The organism is Jiella pacifica, from assembly GCF_010500815.1.
GTDB lineage: Bacteria > Pseudomonadota > Alphaproteobacteria > Rhizobiales > Rhizobiaceae > Jiella > Jiella pacifica.
In genome coordinates, this window is the sequence record NZ_JAAAMG010000019.1 from 1 (window position 1) to 15,915 (window position 15,915).

Here is a 15,915-nt window from a genome sequence, read left to right on the forward strand (position 1 = left end):
AGGCGGCCGCCCGCACTCTGGACCAACTCTGGCGGGCCGTCGGCGACATCTGCGCCCTCTTCACACCCGACGAATGCTGGAACTACTTCAAGGCTGCAGGCTGTGTTGCAGATTAAACGCCCGACGCTCTAAAGAAAGCAATGCGAAGGGGAGAGCGCCATGGCCGACTTCGTCATCCTGTCGGGCTGCTCGGGCGGCGGTAAGACCACGCTATTGGCAGAACTCGCGCGGCGCGGCCACCGCGTCGTCGAGGAGCCCGGGCGGCGCATCGTCGCCGAGGAACGGCAGGGGGACGGATCGGCCTTGCCCTGGATCGACCTTGCAGCGTTCGCACGCCGGGCCATCGCGATGGCTCGAAGCGATTGCGACATGGCGTCTGCCCTCGACGGCGTCGTGTTCTTCGACCGCGGACTGATCGATGCCGCCGCGGCCCTGGAACACGCGACGGGAGAGAACTGTCTTTCAGGCGTGGCGGATGCCCGCCGCTTTCATCGCCGCGTCTTCATGACGCCGCCCTGGCCGGAAATCTTCGCCGGAGACGAAGAGCGGCGACACGGGCTGCCCGATGCCGTCGCCGAATACGAACGGCTGCTGGTCGCCTATTCCGGCCTCGGCTACCGGATCGACGTCTTGCCCAAAACTTCGGTCCCGGAACGCGCCGACCATGTTCTCTCGGTTCTGCAGCGGGACGGTCTACTCCCGGCAGACGCCCCCGCTCATGCCGGAGATCTCGTCACCCCGCATAGGTGACGAGGAGGTCCTTGGCGTCGATCTGCGAGCCGGCCTTGACGTGGACGGCCTCGATCTTGCCGTCGCGCTCGGCGTGTATCGCGGTTTCCATCTTCATCGCCTCGATGGAGAGGAGCACGTCGCCGGCTGTGACTTCCTGGCCGGCGGCGACGGCGAGCGTCGAGACGACACCCGGCATCGGCGCGCCGACATGGTTGGCATTCCCCGGGTCGGCCTTCGCCTTGGCGCCGTTGCCGGTGGCACCATGGGCCCGGTCCGGCACCTTCACCCGGCGCGGCTGGCCGTTCAGCTCGAAGAACACCGTGCGCATGCCCTTCTCGTCGGTCTCGCCGAAGCCGAGGCAGCGGATGACGAGCGTCTTGCCGCGCTCGATCTCGACCAGCACCTCGTCGTCCTGGGCGATGCCGTAGAAGTAGCTCAGTGTCGGCAGCATCGAGACCGGGCCGTATTTGTCGGCCGCCAGCGCGTATTCGGTGAAGACCTTCGGGTACATAAGATAGGAGGCGAACTCGGCGTCGCTGACCTTGCGCTCGATCTTCGTCTCGATCGTCTCGCGCTCTTCCTGAAGATCGGCGTCGGGGATCAGCGAGCCGGGGCGGACGGTGATCGGCTCCTTGTCCTTCAACACCTTCTTCTGGATGTCCTTCGGCCAGCCCGAGGGCGGCTGGCCGAGATCGCCGTGCATCATCGAGACGACGCTGTCGGGAAAGGCGATCTCGCGCTTCGGGTCCATCACGTCGGCGACGGAAAGGTCCTGGCTCACCATCATCAGCGCCATGTCGCCGACGACCTTGGATGACGGCGTCACCTTGACGATGTCGCCGAACATCTTGTTCACGTCGGCATAGGTCTGGGCGACCTGGTGCCAGCGGGTCTCGAGGCCGAGGGAGCGGGCCTGTTCCTTGAGGTTGGTGAACTGGCCGCCGGGCATCTCGTGGAGATACACTTCCGAGGCCGGCCCCTTCAGGTCGCTCTCGAAGGCGGCATATTGGGCGCGCACCGCCTCCCAGTAGAAGGAGATCCGCCGGATCGCCGACGCGGACAGGCCCGGATCGCGGTCCGAGCCCTTCAGCGCCTCGACGATCGAGCCGAGGCAAGGCTGCGAGGTGTTGCCGGACAGCGCGTCCATCGCCGCGTCTACTGCATCGACGCCGGCCTCGACCGCGGCCAGCACGGTGGCGGCGCCGATCCCCGACGTGTCGTGGGTGTGGAAGTGGATCGGCAGGCCTACCTCCTCCTTCAGCGCCTTGAACAGGACCCGCGCGGCGGCGGGCTTGAGAAGCCCGGCCATGTCCTTGACGCCGAGGATATGGGCGCCGGCGGCCTCCATCTCCTTGGCGAGGGCGACGTAGTATTTGAGGTCGTACTTGGCGCGGGCCGGATCGAACAGGTCGCCGGTGTAGCAGATCGCGCCTTCGCAGAGTTTGCCCGCCTCCTGCACCGCGTCCATCGAGACGCGCATGTTCTCGACCCAGTTCAGACAGTCGAAGACGCGGAAGAGATCGACGCCGCCCTTGGCCGCCTCGGCGACGAAATGCTTGACGACATTGTCCGGATAGTTGGTGTAGCCGACGCCGTTGGAGCCCCTGAGCAGCATCTGCAGGAGGATGTTCGGCGCCTTTTCGCGGACGAGGGCGAGCCGCTCCCACGGGTCCTCGGTCAGGAAGCGCATCGAGACGTCGAAGGTCGCGCCGCCCCAGCATTCCAGCGACAGAAGCTGCGGCAGGCCGCGCGCATAGGCCTCGGCGATGGCGACGATGTCGTAGGTCCGGGCACGGGTCGCGAGCAGCGATTGGTGGCCGTCGCGCATCGTCGTGTCGGTGATCATCACCTCCGGCTTGTCGCGCAGCCAGTCGGCGAAACCCTTCGGGCCGAGCTCGTCGAGCTTCTGGCGTGAGCCGGGCGGGATCGGCGCGTCGAACAGCGGCGGCACCGGCGGGGCATGATCCTCCGCAGGCATCGGCCGGTTCTTGGTCTCGGGGTGGCTGTTCACCGTGACGTCGGCGAGATAGGTCAGGAGCTTGGTCGCCCGGTCGCGGCGCTTGACCTGCTGGAAGAGTTCCGGCGTCTCGTCGATGAACTTGGTGGTGTAGGAATTGTCGCGGAACTTCTCGTGGCCGATGATGGCCTCGAGGAAGGTGAGGTTGGTCGCGACGCCGCGGATGCGGAACTCGCGCAGCGCCCGGTCCATGCGGGCGATCGCCTCCTGCGGCGTCGGCGCCCAGGCCGTGACCTTTTCGAGCAGCGGGTCGTAGAAGCGGGTGATCACCGCGCCCGAATAGGCCGTGCCGCCGTCGAGCCGGATGCCGAAGCCCGTCGCGCCGCGATAGGCGGTGATGCGGCCGTAGTCCGGGATGAAGTTGTGCTCGGGGTCTTCGGTGGTGATCCGGCACTGCAGGGCATGGCCGTTGAGCTTGATGTCGGCCTGGGCGGGAACACCCGATTCGGGCGTGCCGATCGCATGGCCGTCGAGGATGTGGATCTGCGCCTTGACGATGTCGATGCCGGTCACCTCCTCGGTGACCGTGTGCTCGACCTGGATGCGCGGATTGACCTCGATGAAGTAGAAGGAGCCGGTGTCGGCATCCATCAGGAACTCGACCGTGCCGGCGCCGACATAGGACGTCGCGTCGGCGAGCTTGCGCGCATGGGCGGCGAGTTCGCGGCGCTGCTCGTTTGAGAGATACGGCGCCGGTGCGCGCTCGACCACCTTCTGATTGCGGCGCTGGATCGAGCAATCGCGCTCGAACAGATCGACGACGTTGCCATGGGTGTCGCCGAGGATCTGCACCTCGACGTGGCGGGCCCGCTCGACCAGCTTTTCCAGATAGACCTCGTCCTTGCCGAAGGCGGCTTTCGCCTCCCGCTTGGCCTCGATCACTTCACGCTCGAGGTCCTTCTCGGCGCGGATGACGCGCATGCCGCGACCGCCGCCGCCCCAGGAGGCCTTCAACATCACCGGAAAGCCGACCTCGGCGGCCATCCGCCGGACCTCGGCCATGTCATCGGGGAGCGGCGGGGTCGCCGGAACCACCGGCACGCCCACCTCGACGGCGAGATTTCGGGCGGCGACCTTGTTGCCGAGCCGGCGCATCGTATCGGCCGACGGGCCGATGAAGATAAGGCCGGCCTCATGGCAGGCGTCGACGAATTCCGGGCTTTCCGACAACAGGCCGTAGCCCGGATGGATCGCATCGGCGCCGGAGAGTCTCGCGACCCGGATCACCTCCTCGATCGACAGATAGCTCTCGATGGGACCCATGTCCTTCGGGAGATGAGCGCCCTGGCCGACCTGATAGCTCTCGTCGGCCTTGAAGCGGTGCAGCGCCAGCTTGTCTTCCTCCGCCCAGATCGCGACCGTCTTCAGGCCGAGTTCGTTGGCGGCACGGAACACGCGGATGGCGATCTCCGAACGATTGGCGACGAGAATCTTGCGGATGGCCACGGACAACACCCTCCCGAACTGTTCCGATGGGCCGCCGAATTATCCTGCGCGGCACCAATGCACAAGATTGCGGCGCGGCGCGGGATTTCGCAAGTGCGAAAGCGGTTTGCAGAAGCGCGGCCCGGCGTCGAAATGTATGCGGCTGGCCTACCGGTTTCTGACCAGCGGCGTCTTGTCCGGCCAGACGGTCTTTTCCTTCTCGCGCACGAAGGTGAAGAGCCCGGAGACCGCGACCAGCGCCATTCCGGCCATGGCGATGCCGTCGGGGAACTCTTCGAAGAACATCACCCCCATCACCGTCGCCCAGACGATCTGGCTGTATTGCGTCGGGGCGACGCGGGCAGCGGAGGCGAACCGCGTCGCCAGGACCAGCAGCAGGTGGCCGATGCCGACGACGAGGCCGCCGAAGACCAGCAGCGGCCAGAGATCACGCGAGGGCGCCACGTATTCCGGCAGCATCAACAGGCCGTTGACGAGGGTTGCGGCGACGAGGACTGCGCCGATCAGCGTCACGCGCCGCTCGCTCGGCCCGAGGACGCGCAGGACGATGACGGTGATCGCCCCGCAGATCGCGACGCCGACCGCCGCGAAATGGCCGGGCAGGACCTCGCGAAATCCCGGCCTGACGACGAGCAGGACGCCGATCAGCCCACCGAGGACGGCGAGCCAGCGCCGCCAGCCGATCTCCTCCTTCAACACCAGCCAGGAGAACACCGTGACGAAGATCGGCAGAAGGAAGATCAGCGCATAGGCCTCGGCGAGGGGCAGGGTGGTGAAGGCGACGACGCCGAGAATGCCGCCGAGGGTGCCGCTCACCATCCGCACGGCGAGAAGCCCGGGCCGCTTCGGGACGAAGACGTTCGACCAGTTGTCCTCGGGCCGCTTGGTGAAGAGCGCCGGCAACAGCGCGATCAGCGAGAGAAAGAAGCCGACCTCGAAGATCGGCAGCCGATCGCCCACGGCCTTGATCGTCGCGTCGCCGCAGGCAAACGCGAGATAAGCCGCGAAGGCAAGGATGATGCCGGTCTGCATGGGGAGTGGTCCGGGAGGAAAACGAAGCTTGGGCGATAACGCCTAAGTGGCCGCCGGGGCAAGCCTCGTTTGTCTCCCGCACGATTTAGCCGTGCTGTGTGGCTGCGGGGACGGGCCGAAGAGCAGACACGAAAAAGGGCAGCGAGGGGGGAGCTGCCCTTTTTCGTCTGCATGTTGCGATCGAGGGGGATGATCGCTTGGGGGTGCCTGATTAATGCACCGGCCGAAGCGTGGTTCCCGCGGCGCAGATTTTTTTTTGGTCCATCGATTCCATCGTTCACGGCATAGCGCCGACGTCCATCGGTGGCGGTCCTTCGCACCCTCGCCGATGCCGGCGGAAGCGGCTTCTTCGGCGCCTGTGCTGCTGCGACAAGCACGTGGCCATTCTCGAACAAGCAGCCTCCGGACGGTCTCGCGCGCCGAAGAAGTTCGCGCTCGGACGTCGCGTAAGCGGGCGGTGTTCAGGGAGGGCTCGGCCCTCGATTACCGAAATGTAATCCCTCACCACATGCCGCACCCGATTTTCATCTTGGCGCGCCGCTCGTGGGGTGCTTACTGTCCGCTGGACGCTTTTGCCAGGCGGAGCCGGGGAGGTCTTTTTGGTCGCGACGTTTCACTCGCTGGTCGATGCGGGGCGGGAGTTGCAGGGCTGGCCATGCCGGATGCAGGTCTGCGGCCAGTCGGAAGCGCGGCGGTTTCAGGCCGAGCTGGCGGCGACGCACGTCTTGTCGATTCTCACGCCCGGCCGTTCCTATCTCGGCCCCCGTGACGTCGCTCCGGCCCACCACCTGAAGGTCGAGTTCGACGACGTCGAGGACGACACCCGCCCCGGTGGCCCGAGCCTCGATCTCGTCCGCTCCATTGGCGAATGGACGGCTGCACTGCCGGACGAGGCGCGATTGTGTCTGCACGGCCTGCAGGGCGTCCGGCGCGCTCCGGCGGTCGCGCTGGGCATTCTCGCCGCACGGGTGCCGCCGGCCGACGCCGTCGCCGCGCTGGCCCGCTTCTGCCGGCACGCGCCGGATCCGAATCGCCTCCTCGTCCGACGTTTCGACGAGGCGCTCGGCCTCGGCGGTGCGTTGAGCGCGGCCTGCGCGTCTCGTTTCGCCGGCTGTGGCTCGGCGCTGCAGCGACGCGACCAGGCGGACGGTGCCGATTTCAACTTCGACATGCTGGCGCTCGACGGCGAGCGAGCCCAGGGCGGCTGAAGAGCCGGTCGGTCCACCCCCCCAGTTCGTCATTAGCCTGCCAGCCCGTCAGACCGCGGGTGTGACGGGCCATTGCACGTCGTTTCCCGACAGTTCGGGCCCCCGTCGTCGGCCTCGCGATAACCTTGCGGAATGTCGCATTTGTAATCACGTCTTTGGCAATTGCTTCAGCGCGCTGTCCGAATTAGGCTTTTTCGGGGCGAAATAACGACGACGTTTTGGCAGGAGTGGTGTTTTGAAGAAGTTTGTTCTGGCGATCGCGCTGACGGTCGCCTCCTGTTTCGCCATGGTCACGGGTGCCGAAGCGGGCATCGTCGCGAGGGTCGATCTCTCGTCCCAGACGCTGACCGTCATCAACAACGGCAAGGTGATGTATCGCTGGCCGGTTTCGACGGCTCGCAAAGGCTATCGGACGCCGACGGGCAGCTGGAAGCCCAAGCGCCTGCACCGCATGTGGTACTCGCGCAAATACGACATGTCGCCCATGCCCTATTCGGTGTTCTATTCCGGAGGCTACGCCATCCACGGCACCGGCGCGGTGAGCCGCCTCGGCCGCCCGGCCTCGCATGGCTGCGTGCGCCTTCACACGGCCAACGCCAAGGTGTTCTACTCGCTGGTCAAGCAGGCCGGCATGGGCAACACGCGGATCGTCGTCCAGCGCTGAGCGGCGACGGCACCGGAAGGACGATGCCTCCCGGCTGCCCGCCTCGATCGTGCGGGCGACGTCGGAGGGACAGCCGGAGGGATCGCCGTGCAAAGACGACGCGCGTTCGATCCTCCCCGGCGTTGACGTGGTGGAAGTGCGCTTTCCTATGCGAACGAGCGTGTGGGCTTGCGCTTCCTGCGCTTGACCATGATCTGCCAGCGGTCGTGGAACCACATCCACTGGTCGGGATGTTCGCGCACCCAGCCTTCGACGACGTCGTTGAGTGCCTGGCAGCTCCCCTCGACGTCGACGTCGCCGCTCGCGTCACGCGGAAGATCGAGCCGCGGCTGCAGTTCCAGCCTGTAGCGACCGTTCGGCAGCCTGATGCAGCGGGCCGGATAGACCTCGGCGCCATATTGACGGGCAAGCTTCGGCAACAGCGGATTGGTCTTCACCGGCAGGCCGAAGAAGGTCGACGCGACACCCTTGCCGAACTTCTGATCGACGAGGACGCCGACCGAGCCGCCGCCCTTGAGGATGCCGGCAAGCGACCAGGCGGCGCCCGCCTTGGAGGGGATCAGATGGCCGCCGGCGGTGCGCCGCGCCGCCTGGACGCGCTTGGCGACATAGAGGTTGTTCGGCTGGCGGAACAGGGCGGTGAATTGCAGGCCGAAGGCGGCCGCGCCGATCGGCAGAAGCTCGAAGCAGCCGAGATGGCCGGTGAAGAAGATGAACGGGCCCTTTCGTTCGCGCAGCTCGATGAAGATGTCGATGCCGGCGACCTCGATACGGCCTTGGTTCGGCCGATCCGGATCGAAGTCGAAGAGGTCGTCGAGATAGACGAATTCCGCGGCGATCCGGCCCATCTGGCCCCAGTTGGCCAGCGCCGTCGCCTCGATCCAGGCCTCGTCCTTTTCCGGAAAGGCCCGCGCGAGGTTCTTCTTCGCGAGTTGGTGGCGAGAGGAGAGGGGGCCGAGAAGCCGCGCCGCCCGGTCGGCGAAGGCGAGGCCCACGGGCGCCGGCAGAAGCCGCAGCACTCTGAGCGTTCCGAACAGTGCCTTGGCGACGATGAAGTCGCCGGCGCGTTTCGCCCTGATCGCCAGTTTCCAGAAGCGCGGGTTCATGCGGCGGTGGCTTCGCCGCCCCCGCCGCCGGCCGGGCCCGTCGCTCCGTCAGAGGCCTCGTCGAGCCGGAGGATGATCTTGCCGAAGACCTCGCGGGCCTCCATGCGCTTCAGCGCGAGGTCGATGCCGTCGAAGCCGATCTCGGTGTCGATCACCGGATGGACGATGCCGCGGGCCATCTTCTCCATGGCGTTCGCCATGTTCTCCATCCGGCAGCCGAAGGAACCGAGAAGCTTCAGCTGCTGCTGGAAGAGCTGCATCAGGTTCATCTGGGTCGAGACGCCGGAGGTCGAGCCACAGGTGACCAGCCGCCCGCCGCGCTTCAGGCACAGCATCGAGCCGGCCCAGGTGTCGGCGCCGACATGTTCGAAGACGACGTCGACGCCCTTCTTCTTCGTCAGCTTGCGGGTGACGCCCTCGAAGCGGTCCGCCCGGTAGTTGATCACGTGGTCGGCGCCGAGCGCCTTGGCCTTTTCCGCCTTGTCGTCCGAGCCGACCGTGGTGATCACCGTGCAGCCCATGCGCTTGGCGAGCTGGATCGCGGCCGAGCCTATGCCCGAGCCGCCCGCATGGATCAGGATCGTTTCGCCGGGCTCGAGCTTCGCATTGTCGAACAGCATGTGCTCGACGGTGCCGAAGGTGACCGGGGCGAGCGCCGCGCCGACCGCGTCGCAGCCAGGAGGAGCCGGGACGAGCAGCCGGGCCGGGACGTTGATCTTTTCCTGGGCGAAGCCGTCGAGGTGAAAGCCGTACACCCCGCCGACGTTTTCGCAGAGATTGTCGCGGCCGGCCCGGCAGTGCCGGCAGAGGCCGCAGGTCCTGGCGCCATAGACCGACACCAGCTGGCCCGGCAGGACGTTGGCGACGCCCGGGCCGATCGCCTCGACGACGCCCGAGGCCTCCGCGCCGATGGTGAGCGGCAGCTTGCGCTTGGCAAACGCCATGCCGCGCCAGCCCCATACGTCGATGTGGTTGAGCGCGACGGCGGCGATCCGAAGCGTCACCTCTCCGGCGGCAGGCGGCGGAGGCGGCGGAACGTCGACGGCTCGAAGGTCGCGGTCGGCGACGAGCTGGAGTGCGCGCATGGTCGTTTGGCCCTGAAAATGCTTCGGCCGTCCTCAGGCGCTGGGGGCGCGGCCGAGGACGAGGCAGGCGTTCTGCCCACCGAAGCCGAAGGAGTTGGAAAGCACCGCGCCGATGTCCTGCCGCCGTGCCGTATTGGGAACGACGTCGAGGTCGATGGCCGGATCCGGATTGTCGTGGTTGATCGTCGGCGGCAGGATACCCTCCTTGAGGGAGAGGATCGAGAACACAGCCTCGATGGCGCCCGCCGCAGTCAGGGTGTGGCCGATCATCGACTTGTTGGAGGAGATCGGCGTCTGCTTCAACCGCTCGCCGAACACGGCGGCAAGGCCGTTCGCCTCCATCCGGTCGTTTTCCGGCGTCGAGGTGCCGTGGGCGTTGATGTAGTCGATGCCTTCCGGCGGAAGCCCCGCATCGGCGAGCCCGGCCTTGATCGCCGCGATGATCGGCGAGCCGTCGGGCTTGGAGCGGGTGCGGTGGAAGTCGTCGGCGCGTTCGCCGCAGCCGAGAATGAGACCGTAGATCGTCGCGCCACGGGCCTTGGCGGAAGCGTAGGATTCCAGCACTAGCGCGCCGGCGCCTTCGGCCATGACGAAGCCGTCGCGATCCTTGGAGAAGGGCTTGGAGGCCCTTTCCGGCACGGCGTTGTTGGTCGACAGCGCCGACAGCAGCGAGAAGCGGATCAGCGATTCCTGGGTGATGGAGCCGTCGGTGCCGATGGTGATCGCCCTGTCCGTCTCGCCGCGCCGGATCGCCTCGACGCCGAGCTGGATGGCGCTGGCGCCTGAGGCGCAGGCTGTGGACAGGGTGATCGGCAGGCCGCGCGTGCCGAGCCGGTCGGCAAGCATCTCGGAGATCCGGCTGCATTGGGTGAGGTGGTAGATCGACGGGTCGGGATGTTTGCGGGCGATCTCGAGCAGCCGGTCGTAGCCGGCAGCCTCGATGTCGCCCCCGTCCATCGCGTCGAGCTTCAGGCGGTGCTGCCACTCCATCTCCACCGGCGGCGCGGCGAGGAAGAGCGGCGCGCCGAAGTCCTCGTCGTCGAGCCCGGCCATCCGGATCGCCTCGGAGCCGGCGGCCTCGGCCATGGCGTAGGAAAGGCCCGTCGAAGTCTGGCCCATCTCGCCCATGAAATCGACGCTGCCGGAGATCGTCGTGCGCAGGCCCTCGGTGGAGAAGCGGTCGATGCGGTGGATGCCCGAGCGGCCGGCCGTCAGCGCATCCCAGTTCGCCTCGACGCCTCTTCCGAGCGAGGAGACGATGCCGACACCGGTGACGGCGATGATCGGCCGGCCGAGAAAATCGGTGTCGCTGGCGCTCATGGACATTTCCTCCGATCGAACGGACTTGCAAATTTGCGGATGTGACCGGCCGGCGATCTCACGACCATACGGCCACGCCGGCGATCACGACACGGCACCTTCGATGGCCTCGAGCAGGCAGACGCCCTCGCCATGGAGATGGCCGATGCTGGTGACGACGACATGGCGCGGCGCGCTGTCTGCCGGCCGCTCCTCGCCGCTGTCGAAGGGCGGGATCGCGGCTCTGCGGGCGAGTGCACCGGCAGCGAGCGCGACGCCGGCGGGCATCTGCGCCTCGAAGGAATGGCCGAGCATCGTGCCATAGGCGCGGATCGGCGCCCCCGGCAGGCGTTCGGCGAGGACGCCGCGCTCGATGTCGACGAGATCGCCGAGCCCGGTCGCGCCGGAAAGGACGAGGACGTCGCCGCTTGCCGCAGACGTGTTCGGCAGGAGATCGGCGAAGCGCTTGGCCGTCCGCTCCCGGTCGCGGCGACCACGATCGCCGGTAGCCGAAACGAGCCGGGCATAGGCGCGCGCGGCGCGTCTGGCGGCATGTTCCGGCGACTCCAGGACGAGGAAGGCCCCGACGCTGCCGATCGCGATGCCGCTATGGGCCCCGGCACGGGCGAAGACCGGCCGCCACTCGTCCTTCAGCATCAGCTCCGCGAGGTCGAAATTGAGGATCAGATCCTTGCGCTCGGCCGAAAACGCGCCGCCGACGAGGCAGATCTCGCTCTGGCCGGAGGCGATGCGCGCCCTGGCGGAATAGAGCGCCGAAATGCCGGCGGCTTCCTCGCCCATGAAGGTTCGGGACGAGCCGGTGACCTTGTGGACGATCGAGATGTTGCCGGCGAGAAGGTTGGAGAGCTGGGCCAGGAACAGCGTCGGCCGGAGCTCGGTCGACAGCGTCTCGTTGATCACCGCCCCGACGTCGTTGGAGCCGCGCGCGCGGTCCATCACCATGGCGTCGACGGCCGCGTCCCGCTCGCCTCCGCCCGCCGCGACGATCATGTCGATCTCGCCCCGCACGGCCTCGTCCATCGGGATGCCCGCATCCTCGAGCGCCAGCCCGGCCGAATAAGTGCCGAGCTTCTGCCAGGTCTCCATCTGGCGCTGGTCGCCCTTCTTCGGGATCTGCCGCGACCAGTCGATCGGCGGCAGCCCGTGGACGAAATAGGGCGCGTATCCCTCGCTCTTGATGTTGGGGTGGATACCCGGCCCCATGGCGAAGAGATCGAGATGCGTGCCGATGCCCTCGCCGAGGGAGGAGACCAGACCGATCCCGGTGATCAGAACGTCCCTTGGCGTGTCAGTCATGAGAAGGTTCCGTAAGTCTCGACACCCGCGGACGGGCGGGCAACATCATCGACGCCGACCCGCGGCGGGCAAAGTCATTCGAGCGCCGCGCCGGCATCTTCGCGACGAGGGGAGCGTCGGCGATCGGCCGCGTTCAGCCGGCGGCCTTCGCGGCGCGCAGCTCGTCGATCTTGGTGCAGAGGTTCTTCAGGACGAAGTATTCCTCGGTCGGAACCTGTCCCTCGTTCACTTCCTGCGTCCATTTCTCCAGGGGGATCTTGATCCCGAATTCCTTGTCGATGGCAAAGACGATGTCGAGGAAATCGAGGGAATCGATGCCGAGATCCTCGATCGTGTGGCTTTCCGGGGTGATCTCAGCGCGGTCGATCTCGCTGGTTTCGGCGATGATGTCGGCGACCCGGTCGAATGTTGAGGACAAGGACCCATCCTTATGCGCTTGGTCTGTGTGGATTGGCGCGATGCTATAGGGAAAAGGCAGCCGAAAAGCAAAGTCTCTTCGGCGCCACGGGCGGCGAAGCCTCTGCACGCACTTCGGCTGGGGGATTTTGACGGAGCCGTGTGTGCCTGCACGATCGTCGGAATACCCGCTGATTTCAACAGTCTCGACTTGAAAGTCGAGAGGAAACTGCGCAAAGCTGAAGTTGCGCTAGCCGGGGATCAACCCTCCTGGCTTGCACGAAGGTTCGGCAGCAGATTCAGTTCGGGAGGCAATGAACTGAAAAATCGGCCGAAATCAGGATCAAGCGGGCCGATAGCAGGAAGCATTCGTGGAAGACTAAGAACCAAAACAAGCGAAAGGAACGGACGATGGGAGGAGTGACGCATCGAAATCAGCCTAGTCTCGTTTCGAATCGATTGATTCGCGCCGCCACAGCGCTCGGCCGCATCACGTCGCGCGTCCACAAGCGGGAGCAGGGGCTGACCTCGCCGGAATTCGCTGTCCTTCTGGCCCTTGGCGGCGAGAGTGCCAAACTCACCTCGTCCGACATTGTCGAACTCACGGCCATGGACAAGACGAAGGTAAGCCGGGCCGTCGCAGCGCTCGATCAGCGCGGGTGGGTGATGCGCGAGCGGGCGACCTCGGACAGGCGCTTCGAGTATCTCACCCTGACCGAGGCGGGCGGAGTGGCGCTCGGCCATCTCATGCCGAAGATCTTCGAGGCAGAAACGGCCGTCCTCAAGGGACTGTCCGAAGAAGAGCGGAACGGCCTCGAGGCCGGCCTGACGGGCCTCGACCGCGCCATCAGTCACTGATCCTGGGGGCGGCGGCAGGGCAGGCCGGCGCGGGCGCGCGGCGAAGCCTCGTGTAGCCGGCGACGTCGAGCCGCGGCTGCTGCAACGATCGGGCCACCGAGGGGCTTCGTCGTCGCGACGCCGCGAAGCCGATGATCGGCGGATGCGGCTTGCGCCGGTCGGCGCCTTCAGCTCGAGCGCGACTTGCTGTCGCGACCCATCCATGCCGCCGCTGCGTAGCGGATATCCCAAAGAAAAGGCCTGCCGTCGACCGATCGATGGTCGAGGCAGGCCTTCGTATGTTCCGATCCTTCGGGCCAAACCGCAGCGCCGGGCTCTCCGGCACTGCGAAATCGCGGATGGAGCGATCAGTTGGCCTTCTTGTCCGTCGCCATGGCATCGTCCTTCATCATGCCACCGGCATCTGCGGACTCGACGTAGTCGTACTTGCCGTCCTTCCACTCGTAGACGACGTAGCCGGGCAGCGTCACGTCGCCCTTGTCGTCGAAGGAGAGGTCGCCGATCACCGTGGTGAAGGTGCCGTCGTCGAGCGCCTTGACGACCGGATCGAAATCGGTGGAACCGGCCTGCTTGACCGCCTCGGCCCAAGCCTGGATCGCGGCGTAGGTGTAGAGGACGTAACCCTCGGCGGTCTTGCCTTCGGCCTCGAGTGCGTCGACGACGGGCTTGGCGGCCTCGTTCTTGCGCGGATCCGGCGAGAAAGTCATCAGCGTGCCCTGGCCGGCATCACCAGTGATCGCCCAGTACTCGTCGGTGACCAGCGCGTCGCCGGACATGATCGTCGTGTCCATGCCCTGCTCGCGCATCTGGCGCGCCATCAGGCCGGCCTCGGTGTGGTAGCCGCCGACATAGACGAGCGTGACGCCCGCCTGCTTCATCTTGGTGACGAGCGAGGTGTAGTCCTTTTCGCCGGCCGTGTAGGCTTCGACGAGAACCGGCTTGCCGCCGGCTTCCTCGTAGTATTTCTGCGTCTGGTCGGCGAGGCCCTTACCATAGGCCGTCTTGTCGTTGATGATCGCGACCTTGGCGTCCGGGAAGTTCTTGTAGATGTAGGCGCCGGCAACTTCGCCCTGCTGGTCGTCGCGGCCGCAGACGCGGAAGATACCCTCGCCGGGACGCTTGTCGGTGAAGTCCGGATTGGTCGAGGCCGGGGAGATCTGGACGATCTGCTCGTCGGCGTACACCTGGCTCGCCGGAATCGAGGAGCCGGAGCAGAAGTGACCGGCAACGAAGGAGACGCCCTCGGAGGCGAAGTTGTTGGCGACGGCGACGGCCTGCTTGGGATCGCAGGCATCGTCGCCGACGGAGAGCTTCAGCATCTCGCCATTGACGCCGCCAGCAGCGTTGATGTCCTTGACCGCCTGCTCGGCGCCCACCTGGAGCTGCTGGCCGAAGCTCGCATACTGGCCGGTCATCGGGCCGGCGACGCCGATCGTGATGTCGGCAAAGGCTGCGCCCGCAAAGACCAGATTGAGCGCCACGCCTGAAAGAAGTGCCTTCTTCATACGAACCTTCCCTGTGTTGATCGTTTCTGCGGCGCTGAGGCCGCAGCAGGTAGTAAATTCTCCCCCTACCTGACAGGGATTAAAGCCCGGATCTTCCCGCTATGGAAGCAGAAACGGGCCTCATGTCGCAAGCTTTCCCGCCTCAGGCCGATTGCCGGTCGAGAAAGCCGTATTGCCGCGACATCTGCTGACCTCGCACGAAGACACGGCCGCAGGCGGCAATGGCGAACAGCACGATATAGTCGACGATGCCGTAGTAGAGGCCGGTTCCGAAGGTCGAGAGCGGCAAGAAGAACGACCCGTTGAACAGCGCGAAATGGATGAACCGGACGGCCAGCGCCAACAGCACGATGTAGAAGGCGAGGAGCCCCCATCCGCTCCAGGTGAGCGCGGTCGAGCGGCCGACCATCCAGGCGCCGCCGCCGCCGAGAATGACGGTGACGAAGAGGAATTCCGAGAATGTGACTTCCCAGATGAGGCTCATTTCCGGCGTCATGTCAGTGTGCTCCCCCTTCGAGATAGGCGCTACGGACCTCTTCCCTGGCCAGGAGCTCCCGGCCGGTGCCGGACATGGTGATCGAGCCGTTGACCATGACGTAGCCCCGGTGGGCGAGACGCAAGGCATGGAAGGCGTTCTGCTCGACGAGGAAGACGGTCAGGCCCTCGTTGGTGTTGAGTTCGCGGATCGCCTCGAAGATCTGCTTGACGACGAGCGGCGCCAGGCCGAGCGAGGGCTCGTCGAGGAGAAGCAGCTTCGGCCGGCTCATCAGGGCGCGGCCGATCGCCAGCATCTGCTGTTCGCCGCCGGAAAGCGTGCCGCCGCGCTGGCCGCGGCGCTCCTTCAGGCGAGGGAACAGCGTGAAGACCTTGCGCAGGTCGTCCTCGAAATTCGCCTCGTCCTCGAGAATCGCCCCCATCTGGAGATTCTCGATGACCGTCATGCGCGGGAAGATGCGGCGGCCTTCCGGCGACTGGGCGATCGACATCGACATGATGTCGTGGGTCGGCAGGTTGGTGATGTCCTGGCCGTTGTAGACGATCTGGCCCGACCGCGCCTGCGGATTGCCGCAGATGGTCATCATCAGCGTCGATTTTCCGGCGCCGTTCGCCCCGATGAGGGTGACGATCTCGCCGCGATGGACCTCGATGTCGACGCCGCGCAGGGCCTGGATCTTGCCGTAGAAGGTCTCGACGCCGCGCACCGAAAGCAGCGTTTCGGCGGCCTGCCGGTTGTCTGTCTGCTGTGCCAC

Annotated in this window: 14 protein-coding genes and 1 pseudogene; 5 read left to right on the plus strand and 10 right to left on the minus strand. The window is 66.2% G+C overall.

Translation table 11 applies throughout. From position 1 onward, the window contains the following. Both GTK09_RS27565 and GTK09_RS19525 read left to right on the plus strand, forming a co-directional pair. A pseudogene (locus tag GTK09_RS27565) lies at positions 1-116 on the plus strand (IS630 family transposase); the annotation flags it as partial. Positions 117-159: 43 nt separating this feature from the next. Further along, the gene (locus GTK09_RS19525) at positions 160-750 is read left to right on the plus strand and encodes an AAA family ATPase (RefSeq protein WP_163465119.1); all 591 of its coding nucleotides are present in this window, start codon (positions 160-162) and stop codon (positions 748-750) included. On the opposite strand, the gene pyc is transcribed toward GTK09_RS19525, so the two are convergent. Both pyc and GTK09_RS19535 read right to left on the minus strand, forming a co-directional pair. Beyond that, positions 734-4,195 (minus strand): pyruvate carboxylase, encoded by a 3,462-nt coding sequence (gene pyc, locus GTK09_RS19530; protein ID WP_163465120.1) that lies wholly within the window; start codon positions 4,193-4,195, stop codon positions 734-736. The genes GTK09_RS19525 and pyc overlap by 17 nt on opposite strands. A 147-nt stretch (positions 4,196-4,342) precedes the next feature. After that, positions 4,343-5,227: a DMT family transporter gene (locus GTK09_RS19535; RefSeq protein WP_163465121.1), complete on the minus strand. Its 885-nt coding sequence runs from the start codon at positions 5,225-5,227 to the stop codon at positions 4,343-4,345. 599 nt (positions 5,228-5,826) lie between these two features. Here GTK09_RS19535 and GTK09_RS19540 point away from each other — a divergent pair. Together GTK09_RS19540 and GTK09_RS19545 are read left to right on the plus strand one after the other, a co-directional pair. Further along, positions 5,827-6,435, plus strand: coding sequence for a hypothetical protein (locus tag GTK09_RS19540; RefSeq protein WP_163465122.1), 609 nt, complete (start codon positions 5,827-5,829; stop codon positions 6,433-6,435). A gap of 235 nt (positions 6,436-6,670) precedes the next feature. After that, the gene (locus GTK09_RS19545) at positions 6,671-7,099 is read left to right on the plus strand and encodes a L,D-transpeptidase (protein WP_163465123.1); all 429 of its coding nucleotides are present in this window, start codon (positions 6,671-6,673) and stop codon (positions 7,097-7,099) included. A gap of 146 nt (positions 7,100-7,245) precedes the next feature. Here the strand turns inward: GTK09_RS19545 and GTK09_RS19550 are convergent, their stop codons facing one another. The 5 genes from GTK09_RS19550 to GTK09_RS19570 all read right to left on the minus strand — a co-directional run bounded on the left by GTK09_RS19550 (position 7,246) and on the right by GTK09_RS19570 (position 12,324). Next, positions 7,246-8,205 (minus strand): lipid A biosynthesis lauroyl acyltransferase, encoded by a 960-nt coding sequence (locus tag GTK09_RS19550; protein WP_163465124.1) that lies wholly within the window; start codon positions 8,203-8,205, stop codon positions 7,246-7,248. Beyond that, positions 8,202-9,290 (minus strand): zinc-binding dehydrogenase, encoded by a 1,089-nt coding sequence (locus tag GTK09_RS19555; protein ID WP_163465125.1) that lies wholly within the window; start codon positions 9,288-9,290, stop codon positions 8,202-8,204. The genes GTK09_RS19550 and GTK09_RS19555 overlap by 4 nt, the downstream gene beginning before the upstream one ends. A gap of 33 nt (positions 9,291-9,323) precedes the next feature. After that, positions 9,324-10,610 (minus strand): beta-ketoacyl-ACP synthase, encoded by a 1,287-nt coding sequence (locus tag GTK09_RS19560; protein ID WP_163465126.1) that lies wholly within the window; start codon positions 10,608-10,610, stop codon positions 9,324-9,326. Positions 10,611-10,694: 84 nt separating this feature from the next. Beyond that, positions 10,695-11,906 (minus strand): beta-ketoacyl-ACP synthase, encoded by a 1,212-nt coding sequence (locus GTK09_RS19565; protein WP_163465127.1) that lies wholly within the window; start codon positions 11,904-11,906, stop codon positions 10,695-10,697. Positions 11,907-12,039: 133 nt separating this feature from the next. Next, positions 12,040-12,324: an acyl carrier protein gene (locus tag GTK09_RS19570; protein ID WP_163465128.1), complete on the minus strand. Its 285-nt coding sequence runs from the start codon at positions 12,322-12,324 to the stop codon at positions 12,040-12,042. 437 nt (positions 12,325-12,761) lie between these two features. On the opposite strand from GTK09_RS19570, the gene GTK09_RS19575 reads away from it, so the two are divergent. After that, on the plus strand, positions 12,762-13,160 hold the full coding sequence (locus GTK09_RS19575) for a MarR family transcriptional regulator (RefSeq protein ID WP_163465129.1): 399 nt from the start codon (positions 12,762-12,764) through the stop codon (positions 13,158-13,160). A 347-nt stretch (positions 13,161-13,507) separates the two neighbouring features. Here the strand turns inward: GTK09_RS19575 and GTK09_RS19580 are convergent, their stop codons facing one another. The 3 genes from GTK09_RS19580 to GTK09_RS19590 all read right to left on the minus strand — a co-directional run bounded on the left by GTK09_RS19580 (position 13,508) and on the right by GTK09_RS19590 (position 15,915). Continuing rightward, complete coding sequence (locus GTK09_RS19580) at positions 13,508-14,665, minus strand: branched-chain amino acid ABC transporter substrate-binding protein (protein WP_163465130.1); 1,158 nt, start codon at positions 14,663-14,665, stop codon at positions 13,508-13,510. 142 nt (positions 14,666-14,807) lie between these two features. Beyond that, on the minus strand, positions 14,808-15,161 hold the full coding sequence (locus GTK09_RS19585) for a DUF6867 family protein (protein ID WP_163465131.1): 354 nt from the start codon (positions 15,159-15,161) through the stop codon (positions 14,808-14,810). A gap of 1 nt (position 15,162) precedes the next feature. Continuing rightward, positions 15,163-15,915, minus strand: coding sequence for an ABC transporter ATP-binding protein (locus tag GTK09_RS19590; RefSeq protein ID WP_312869928.1), 753 nt, complete (start codon positions 15,913-15,915; stop codon positions 15,163-15,165).